The organism is Salegentibacter salinarum (assembly GCF_900168115.1).
Taxonomy (GTDB): domain Bacteria; phylum Bacteroidota; class Bacteroidia; order Flavobacteriales; family Flavobacteriaceae; genus Salegentibacter; species Salegentibacter salinarum.
In genome coordinates this window covers 1-10498 of sequence record NZ_FUZC01000030.1, presented here as the reverse complement: position 1 = coordinate 10498, position 10498 = coordinate 1, and the positions used below count along the sequence as shown (strand labels likewise).

General features: G+C 36.4%; 7 protein-coding genes. 4 read left to right on the top strand and 3 right to left on the bottom strand.

Features of this window, described 5'->3' with window-relative positions; all coding sequences use genetic code 11:
• The 3 genes from B5X53_RS18590 to B5X53_RS18580 form a co-directional block, all read right to left on the bottom strand.
• Window positions 1-4075, bottom strand: a 4075-nt coding sequence (locus B5X53_RS18590; RefSeq protein WP_079714706.1) for a hypothetical protein, incomplete at its 3' end; no start/stop codon positions are given.
• Window positions 4076-4101: 26 nt separating this feature from the next.
• Window positions 4102-4608 (bottom strand): hypothetical protein, encoded by a 507-nt coding sequence (locus tag B5X53_RS18585; RefSeq protein WP_079714705.1) that lies wholly within the window; start codon window positions 4606-4608, stop codon window positions 4102-4104.
• A gap of 451 nt (window positions 4609-5059) precedes the next feature.
• Window positions 5060-5542, bottom strand: coding sequence for a hypothetical protein (locus B5X53_RS18580; protein ID WP_232764122.1), 483 nt, complete (start codon window positions 5540-5542; stop codon window positions 5060-5062).
• 314 nt (window positions 5543-5856) lie between these two features.
• On the opposite strand from B5X53_RS18580, the gene pdxH reads away from it, so the two are divergent.
• The 4 genes from pdxH (at window position 5857) to B5X53_RS18560 (ending at window position 10092) form a co-directional block, all read left to right on the top strand.
• Window positions 5857-6504, top strand: coding sequence for a pyridoxamine 5'-phosphate oxidase (gene pdxH, locus B5X53_RS18575; protein ID WP_079714704.1), 648 nt, complete (start codon window positions 5857-5859; stop codon window positions 6502-6504).
• 10 nt (window positions 6505-6514) lie between these two features.
• On the top strand, window positions 6515-7000 hold the full coding sequence (locus tag B5X53_RS18570; protein ID WP_079714703.1) for a SixA phosphatase family protein: 486 nt from the start codon (window positions 6515-6517) through the stop codon (window positions 6998-7000).
• Between the two features lie 3 nt (window positions 7001-7003).
• Window positions 7004-9133, top strand: a complete 2130-nt coding sequence (ppk1, locus tag B5X53_RS18565) for a polyphosphate kinase 1 (protein ID WP_079714702.1) — start codon at window positions 7004-7006, stop codon at window positions 9131-9133.
• A gap of 62 nt (window positions 9134-9195) precedes the next feature.
• On the top strand, window positions 9196-10092 hold the full coding sequence (locus B5X53_RS18560; protein WP_079714701.1) for a Ppx/GppA phosphatase family protein: 897 nt from the start codon (window positions 9196-9198) through the stop codon (window positions 10090-10092).
• Window positions 10093-10498: the final 406 nt, after the last annotated feature.

Here is a 10498-nt window from a genome sequence, read left to right as displayed (position 1 = left end):
CCTGTACAAAATAAGTTCCGTCGTTTAGATTGGTGAAATCTCCGTTATCAATTGTGTTGTTAATTGCATTTTGATTTTCATCTAAAAGCGTGTAAATAATTCCCTGAACAGTATTTACCGAAATCGTCCCGGTAGTTTCTTCACAAGTCGGTTTCTGAGAAACAAAGGCTTCCGGTTGCGCCGGACTTCCCAGGTTCTCTTCAATCACCATAGCTTCAGAAACAGATTCACAATCTTCATTACTGGCCTGTACGAAATACGTACCGACAGGTAGCTCACTGAATTCTCCGTTTTCTATTGTGCTGTTAACTGTATTTTGATTTTCATCAAAAAGGGTATAAGTAATTCCCTGAATCGTATTTATTGAAATGGTACCGGTAGTGTATTCACAAATTGGTTGCTGAGAAATACTTGCTTCCGGTTGTGCCGGTGCACCTGAGTTTTCTTCAATTACCAACGCGTCAGAAATTGAATTACAGTCATCGTTGCTTGCCTGTACAAAATAAGTTCCAGCGGTTAAATTGCTGAATTCACCGTTTTCAAATGAGTTGCTTAATTCGTTTTCATTTTCATCCAGTAGTGTATAAGTAATTCCTTGAACTATACTTACCGAAATAGTTCCGGTAGTGTCTTCGCAAGTTGGTTGCTGAGCAACGCTTGCTTCCGGTTTTGTAGGGGTACCTGCGTTTTCTTCAATTACCAGCGCTTCTGAAATTGATTCACAATCTTGGTTGCTTGCCTTTACGAAATAAGTTCCGGCGGTTAGATTACTGAATTCGTTATTTTCTAAAGTACTATTTACTTCGTTCTGATTTTCATTCAGCAAAGTATACGTGATTCCTTGCCCAGTAGTTACCGAAATAGTTCCGGTGGTGTCTTCGCAAGTTGGTTGTTGAGAAACAACGGCTTGTGGTTGTGCAGGACTTCCCGGGTTTTCTTCAATTACAAGAGCCTCAGAAACCGATGCACAATCTTCATTGCTGGCCTGCACAAAATAAGTTCCGGAGTCTAGATCGCTGAATTCTGCGTTTTCTATTGCGTTGCTTAATTCGTTTTTATTTCCGTTTAAAAGTTTGTAAGTTATTCCCTGAACAGTGGTCACTAAAATGCTTCCGGTAGTGTTTTCACAAGTTGGTTGTTGAGATATACTAACTTCCGGTTGTGCCGGACTTCCCGAGTTTTCGTTAATAATTATGTCCTTGGAGGGATGTGAGATACAATTTTCTTCATTTTGAACATATACCGCATAGATGCCGGGAGCTAGGTCTTCAAAAATATTTGACTCCTGGTAAATTTCGCCATCGAGACTGTATAAAAATCCTTCAATTGCTGTCACTGTAATCTTACCGGTTTCAACACTACAGGTGGGTTGATCTACCGTAGTGATTTCAGGACTTTCAGGTATAGCTGGTGCAGGTAAAATCTCAAAACTATTTGTTGTAAAAACACAATCATTTAAAGCAACAGATATTATATATACACCCGGAGATAATGAAGTAGGTGTAGTATTTAGTTCAATATTTCCTGAATTTGAATTCAGGAAATATTCATAATCTTCATTAAAATTGGTAATAGTCAATATTCCATTTTCATTCTCACAAGTGGGATTTTCTTTGGTGTAGACAGGCTCCAGCTGAGTTTTGATGTTTTCTAACGTAAGCGATTGCTGAACTTCTATATTTCCACATTCATAACTAATTCTGAAGATTCGCTGATAAACCGCAGGTGATTGTTGTTGTAAAATATCCTTATAGCTTATACTTTCAATCTCTTCAGTAAAAGAAATAATTCCACCTAAATCTGTAAAAATTTGCTGAGAAATAGTTGTAAATTGATTTGACAAGCCCGGAATAGAATCGTCTATAAAATCATTACCACAAGTTTGAAGTGTTTGATTTTGTGGTGCTGTAATTTCAGGTTGGCCAATTACAGAAACTGTGATTTGAGCTTTATTCGGACTAATACAACTTGCAGATTCTCCTTCTGCAGCATAATATGTGAACTCGCCAGATTGGGAAGTAGAAGGGATGATCTGAATTTCGGGAGAGGTATCCTCTTCGCCGGTATAGTAAAATAAAGTTAAATCAGAATTAGTAGCGGTTGCCTTTAATGGAACTGCTTCCTCGTTAAGACAATAGGTAACCGGTTCAGTTTCCGGAACCGAAGCTATAGTTGTAATTTCTATAGTAAAAGGTATTGCACAATCCTCACTCCCCGGGATTACTGCATAATATTCAGTAGACCCCGAATTATTTGGAATAGGATTATTAGTAGTATATTCGGTACTATTACTGGTTACAGGAGATTCGTTAAAGAATCTTGTTCCGTTAGGAAAACCTGAATTGATCTCAGCAATCTCTATTGGATCTTCCCGGTTACAATAAACAAATTTTCTTTCTTCATCTGAATTTCCACAATTCTCAGCCCGAAAATTGGTGGCGTCTATGGCCACTTCAAAAGGAGCGGTAATAGGTTGGCCCTGGCAGGTTCCTTCGGTTTCATAACCCTGGATAAGATCTTTATTTTCAAAAGTAGTACCGGTTATTGCTCCGTGACCGCTAATATTTCCGTTAAATCTTATGAGATCGAAACCCGGACAGGCATTTGAAAGAATAGTACAATTTTTGGTTACTCCAAACTTTATAGTGAGATCGGCTAAAATATCATTTGTATTATTCGCCAGCGGTAATTCATCTATTTCCCAAACTATTGATCCGGTTGCACCTAAAGTTGGGTCAAAATACACCTCATTATTCTGAGGGCTGGGAGAGAAATAAAAATTGGTTGATAGACTATTAGTAAGATAATCGGCATTATAAGGAACTGGAATGACCACTTTTAAGTCTTCCACATTTTCTGTTCCTTTATTTCTTAATTCTATCTTATAACTTAATTCATCACCAGGCTCTGCGTTATATGGAGGATTGCCTGCTGTACTTCCGTTTATTGCAGTTAAAGAGGAAATTCCTTCAATTTCAGGAATATATGCATCTACAGACATTGCAATAGAAAAAATGGAGTAGGTGTCTTGTGTAGAACCATACCTGAAGGTGGTGCTGGTTTGGTTATTATCTATAACTGAATTTCCAACATTTGGAATATTGAACATGCTAATGTCTATTCCGGTATTATTAGTATGATTTGGGGATCTGGAAGATCCGTTATTTTGAATAGAAGAATTAAAGAAATTGTTAGCGCTGTTCTGCTCGTGAGAAAGTCCTAACCAGGTCTGGTCACTATTCTTTTTTATCTGAAAATAATCTCCTGAAATTCCTACATCACCCTCGCCGGCCATGATACCCATTTTCATATTTACTGGCCCTGATTGTGCGGTATTAAATCCCGAAACAGGAAGTTCGTAATTAGCCACAACATTTCCTTCAACGTGGGCGTAACCATCAAAAACGGTAACATCCCTCCAGTCCATTTGTGAATTTTCATAGATTACAATCATTCCCCAGCCGCCGTAATAACCGGTAATACCACCGTTACCTTCAGTGAGTTCCATATCGGCAACCCAGTATTCACCGGTTCCATTACTTTTCACTAAATCGGTTACTTCTGCATAAGCGGCATACATATTTGAGGGTCCAGGAAAAAGAATGTCATTTGCGTTTGCGCTAACAGTTTGATAATAAGAATTATTTGGACCTTTTACTTTGATGTTTCTTTTAGCATTGGTCTTTCCGGGACTGCTGGTGCGACCTGACCAGTAAAGTCCGGCGTAAACTATATTGGAACACTCAGGATTTGCCCCATTTTCGTTGGAAAGTTCAAGAATTGCTGCAGATGAGTTTATGGTTGAAGAATCGTCGTCTTCATCTACAAACTGCATGAAATTATTACTGTTGTTTGTATTATCTCCATAGAGTAAAAGGCTAAGGTTGGTATTACCAATCATAGTAAAATCTCCCTTTATATTATAGATCTTTTTTGAGGTAGAATATTGTGAAGTTCGTTGCTGAAATTCCTTATATACCTGTGCATTTACAGCCGCAGTGCAGAATAACAATGTAAATGCTATTAATACGAATCTTGTATAGGTAAACTGATTTCTAAAGTAGTTTTTTTCCATAATCCTGAATTTATGAGGGCAATATTTTATTGCTCTGTTGTAGTCCTGTAAAGAACTTTTACGTTAGAAGTGTTTTTTAGCATATCTTGAATATTAGCTACACTACACTCAAAATCACATTCAATTAAAACATATTTTAATGCAGAACTCTTAAGAGAATTTAGATCTAAAGTAGCGGCTGAATTATCTGAAGAATGCTTAATTAGAATTAACTCAAGGCTTTGCAATTCGGTTTTAAGAGATGATATATTTGATAAGTAGTTTGAGGGTACAATTACCAGTTTGGCCGGCCCGTCACCCATTTTTGCGTGTTCATTTTCCTGAACAACTATTAAGGGATTTAATTCAAAAACAAGATTTTTAAGGTTTTCAACTTCCTGATAATCAAAATTTTGCTGATTTCGTGTTTGAGTTGATTCTTGTCCAATTAATCGATCAAAATCTGTGATAGTGTAATTTTGCTGTGCATTGCTGATAAATGCGTTAGCAAATAATACAAGAATAACGAGTTTCAAAGTTGGATTTATTTTCATAATTCTATAGTTCTGTTTCTCATTTTCAATGAGAAGATTATTTTAAATTTTGGCATAAAAGGGTCACTGATCCATAGGGAATGGATCAAATCAGGGTGTTTTATTAAAACATTTACGAATGTGAGATTTACATTTTTTGAAAACCTTTGGGGAAAGTTTTTTATAGGAAAGTGTGGGGGATGACCTATTTTTAAATGTTAATCTTAGGGTAAAATTACAGTGAATAAACTTTATAAAGACAATTTTGCTTTTTTTTTAGATTAAAGCCTGTTTAATTTCGGTGAACGGTAATTTTGAAGTAAAAAATACGGGAAATCAGGGGTTTAAAATTTCAAATTAAAACTTTCATTTCCCATTTAAGGAATTTAAAATCGGGGATAAGCTTTAATTTTAGGCATAAAAAAACCACCTGTTTAAAGGTGGTTAACTCTAAAAAAGTTGTGGTAAATAGTTAGTTTTGTTCGTACATTAAAATTCTATGTTCCTCACCTTCGATTAAAGGATGTTCTTCCAGGTCTATTTCATAGATAAAACCATCTTCTATAGTGGTAAAAATATCATATTCATCCTGTACCGTATAACCTAATTCCTGTCTTGCATAATCTATCCAAGTTTGGTAAGTAGGCACATCCATTTTATTTTTATTAGAGATAACAGTTAGAAATCCGTTTTCAATTTCAATTGTATAACGCGCGCTTTTCCCGTTTTTACTAGTTTCGTGATCTATCCATTTCCCTTCATCCATTTTTGAAATTTGAAGTTCATTTAAATTATGAGGGTTAAAATCCACGGCATAAACTACGTGATTTCGGGTATAGCTATCTGGATTCGTCATTCCCGCCGTACAGCTTCCTAAACTTACAGCAAGAATAGCAATAAATATTTTAGTAACAATGTGGTTTTTAAATTGTAAAAAATTCTTAGAAAAATTCATTTTTAATTTAATTTTAGTTCAATTTAAAACTGCTGCTTGGTTAAATGTTTTGAACAAAATTAAACGATATCTCCCTTTGTATGTATTATTATTAATGTTTTTAGTTATACTGCATTATTGTTAGATAAAATGTAATAGAATGCATTTCATCAGTGTTTTTGGTCGTACTTATTTGCAGGATATAGAAATGAGTGCAGTTCGTCTATAATTTTTTCTTTTTCTTATGTGCATTTCAACTATAAAAAGCAGAATCTTATCTCAAAATTTTTCCCCCTTCAGCCTAAAACTTGTAAATTGCAGCAAAGCAAAACACAATGCAAAAGAGCCTTGATGATTACAGAAAAAGCTATGGAAAAAGCGAACTTTTAGAAGATAATATCCCGTCATTTCCCCTGCCACTTTTCACCGCCTGGTTTGAGGAGGCAGAACAACATCCTGAAATAGCAGAAGTAAATGCTATGAACCTCGCCACTTGTGGAATTGAAGGATTTCCAAAGAGCCGTATTGTACTTTTAAAATCTTTTGGCGAAATCGGTTTCAGCTTTTATACCAATTATAATTCTGAAAAGGGCCGGGATATTGAAGAAAATCCAAGGGTTTGTTTATCCTTTTTCTGGCCTGCATTAGAGCGACAGGTAATTATTAAAGGTGTGGCAATGAAAACTTCAGAAGAAGAATCTTCTGCTTATTTTGGGTCAAGACCTCGAGGAAGTCAATTAGGCGCCTGGGCTTCTAACCAAAGTAATGTTTTAAGCTCTCGCGAAGAACTGGATGGGCAATTAAAAGAAATAGAAGAAAGATATCAAAATAAAGATGTAGATAAACCACCACATTGGGGCGGTTACCTGGTAACACCACGAAGCTTTGAATTCTGGCAGGGTAGAAATAATCGTTTGCACGATAGGATTATCTATGAATTTATAGAACAGGATACCTGGGAAAGAAACCGTTTAGCACCTTAAAATTGAAATTATGAAAAGACTAATTCTAGTTAGACACGGCAAATCATCATGGGAAAATAATTTACCAGATGACAAAAGACCGCTTAAAAAGCGCGCTTATAATGATGCCGAGGTGGTATTGAAAACTTTTAAGGAATTTCAAAGCGGGAATCTAACTTTATGGAGCAGTCCCGCAGTGCGGGCAAATACCACGGCAAATCTTTTTAAAGACGAATTGCAAATACCAGATGATAGATTTACCGTAAAAAAAGAACTTTATACTTTTGATGAAAATCAATTATTATCGGTGATTAATACCTGTCCAAATAATGTAGAAAAACTTATGGTGTTTGGTCACAATCCTGCAATGACGGGCCTGGTGAATCGTCTTGGTGATAAACCTATAGATAATTTACCTACCACGGGGCTTTGTGTGATAGATTTTGATTTAGATTCCTGGAAAGACATTAAAACCGGCAAAACTTTGCTACAATTATTCCCAAAAAACTTACGCTAATTTATGCCGCAAAAAAAATATTTAAACAGGGAACTAAGCTGGTTACAATTTAATGCCCGGGTATTACAGGAAGCCGAAGATGAAACCGTGCCCCTTATAGAACGATTAAGATTTCTGGGAATTTTCTCTAATAATTTAGATGAATTTTTTAAAGTAAGGTACGCCACCGTAAAAAGAATTGACCTTGCTGGAAAAGCCGGGAAAAGTGTTTTGGGTGGAATTAAAGCCAGTAAGCTACTGGAAGAAATCACCCAAATTGTAATTGAACAACAAGCTGAAAGCCTGAAGATTCTAGATGATATTCAACATCAGTTAAAAGATTATAAGATTCATATTATTAATGAGAAACAGGTTTCTGCTTCCCAGCAAAAATTCATTAAAAACTTCTTTCTTTCTAAAGTAAGTCCGGCCTTAGTAACCATAATTCTTAATGATCTCCCTGAAATTCCAAGTTTAAAAGACAGTGCTGCATATCTGGCCGTAAAAATGGTGATGAAGGAGGAAAAACCTCAAAAAGGAATTTCAAAAGTGCTGGATAAAACCGAGAAAGACCGTAAATACGTTCTAATTGAAATTCCGCGTAGCATAGAACGTTTTGTGGTGCTTCCGGAAGAAAATGGAAACCAGTACATTATTCTGTTAGACGATTTAATTCGGTATAACCTGGGGACTATTTTTAACATTTTTGAATATGAAAGTATTTCGGCCCATATGATAAAAATTACCAGGGATGCCGAGTTGGATATAGACAGTGACCTGAGTAAAAGTTTTATTGAAAAGATTTCCAGTAGCGTAAAAGACCGAATTAAAGGGGAACCGGTAAGGTTTGTATACGATATGAATATTGCAGACGATACTTTGTCTTATTTAATGAATAAAATGGGCATAGAATCTACCGATAGTATTATTCCCGGTGGGCGCTATCATAACAGGCGGGATTATATGAATTTTCCCAGCCTGGGCCGCGAAGATTTATTGTATAAACCAATTGAACCTTTACCAATTCCCGGGCTTATATTGCAAACCAGTTTATTTGGGAGTATAGCAAAGAAAGATTTTCTCTTGTATGCTCCATATCAAAGTTTTGCCTATACTGTTAAATTTTTAAGGGAGGCTGCACTGGATCCCAAAGTGAAAACCATCAAAATCACTATTTATAGATTGGCGAAAATTTCCCATATCGCCAGTTCACTAATTAATGCAGTTAAAAATGGGAAAAAAGTAATTGTACAAATTGAATTACGAGCGCGTTTTGATGAAGTTGCCAATATTCGCTATGCAGAACAAATGCAGGCCGAAGGGGTACAACTTATTTTTGGTGTACCGGGGCTTAAAGTTCATTGTAAAGCCTGTGTGATAGAGCGGGAAGAAGAAGGTAAGATGAAACGTTACGGATTTATTAGCACCGGGAACTTTAACGAATCTACATCACGTATTTATACCGATTATACTTTATTTACTGCTCATCCTGAAATTTTGAAAGAAGTTAATAAAGTTTTCGACTTCTTCGAGATCAATTATAAGGTCAATAAATACAAACACTTAATAGTTTCTCCACATTACAGTAGAAATACTTTTGTCGGCTTGATTCAAAAGGAGATTGAAAATGCCAGAGAAGGAAAACCTTCTGGCATTGCACTTAAGCTGAATAGCCTTTCAGACTATCCTATGATAGATAAACTGTATCAGGCCAGCCAGGCGGGGGTGAAGATCAAACTTATTGTACGCGGGGTTTGCTGTCTTATTCCGGGCGTGGAAGGTTTAAGTGATAATATTGAAGTGATAAGTATTGTAGATAAATTCCTGGAACATCCACGGGTTTTTATATTTAAAAATTGTGGAAATTCAAAGGTTTATATTTCTTCAGCCGATTGGATGACCAGAAATCTTGACCTTCGTGTTGAAATTTCCTGCCCAATTTATGATGAAGAAATTAAACAGGAAATTATTGAAACCTTTGATATTAGCTGGAACGATAATGTAAAAGCCAGGATGATTACCGCCAAACAAGATAACGCCTATCGAAACAGCAGTTCTAAAAAACTTCGTTCTCAATTTGAACTTTACGATTATTACTCAAATAAACTACCGGGCAGTAAGTCTGAACAGCATATTAAAAACGAAAATAGATAAATAGCCTCAACCTCAAATCTTTATAAACCTCACTTTGTGAGTAAAACAGAAAATTTTATCTCGTGATTACACAAAAGAACTACGCAGCTATAGATATAGGGTCCAACGCCGTTAGGCTTCTTGTTTCCACCATTACAGAGCAAAAGGGCAGGGAGGAAACCGATTTTAGAAAAACCTCACTGGTAAGGGTTCCTATTAGGCTTGGAGAGGATGTATTTAAAGAAAGCTTTATTTCTGAAAAAAATATAGAACGTATGGTAGATACCATGCAGGCTTTTAATCTTTTAATGAAATCTCACGGAATTGTAAAATATAAAGCCTGCGCAACTTCCGCAATGCGGGAAGCTAAAAATGGCGCAGAAGTAGTTGAAAAAATAAAAGCAAAAACCGGCGTAGAAATTGAAATTATAGATGGTAATCACGAAGCTGCAATAATTGCTGCCACAGATTTACACGAACTTATCAAAAACGATTGCAATTATTTGTACGTTGATGTTGGTGGCGGTAGCACAGAATATACCCTTTACAGTGGTGGAAAAACCGTAGCATCCAGATCTTTCAAAGTAGGAACTGTACGTCTTTTAAATAATTTAGTGGAAGATGGTGCCTGGGAAGAAATGGAAAAATGGGTGAGAGAAACTACTAAACCTTATAAAGATATAGATCTGATTGGTTCTGGTGGAAACATCAATAATATTTTTAAAACTAGCGGTAAAAAAGAAGGCAAGCCTTTAAGCCTGGCTTATATAAAAAAATATAACGAATTACTGAATTCCCTAAGTTACGAGGAACGTGTAATGGACCTTCAGCTTAAAAGTGACCGGGCCGATGTTATTATCCCGGCCTCCAGGATTTATTTAAATTCTATGAAATGGGCAAGAGCCGATAATATTTTTGTACCTAAAATAGGGCTGGCCGACGGAATTATAAAATCACTTTATAACGGGAAAAAGAAATAAATTTAAATAAAAAACCCGGATTTCCAGTATAGGGTATCCGGGTTTTTTATGGTGTGCCGTGCATGGCATATCACTTGACGGTGCAAGTCCGTTATGGGGGTTTATAGCTACCTATCATTAGCCAAAGGCAAGGGTGTCCATCGTGAGGTGGAATCTGAAGGAAGCCTGCGGCAAAGTTCCGGTCCGAGGAACACGAACATCATATAAGGCATAGCTGATCTGGATGAGCTTGCCATACAAAGCGAAGTCCTAAAGCTATACGGAGATCAGGGTGTAGATGATGCGGATATATGGAATGAAAGTGATATGTCTTACCGCGGGAGATCTCACAGACATAGGTGAAACAGTGTATGAGCCTATGGTTGAAACAAGATTTATTGTGAGAATTCAGCAAACGTCATAGTAC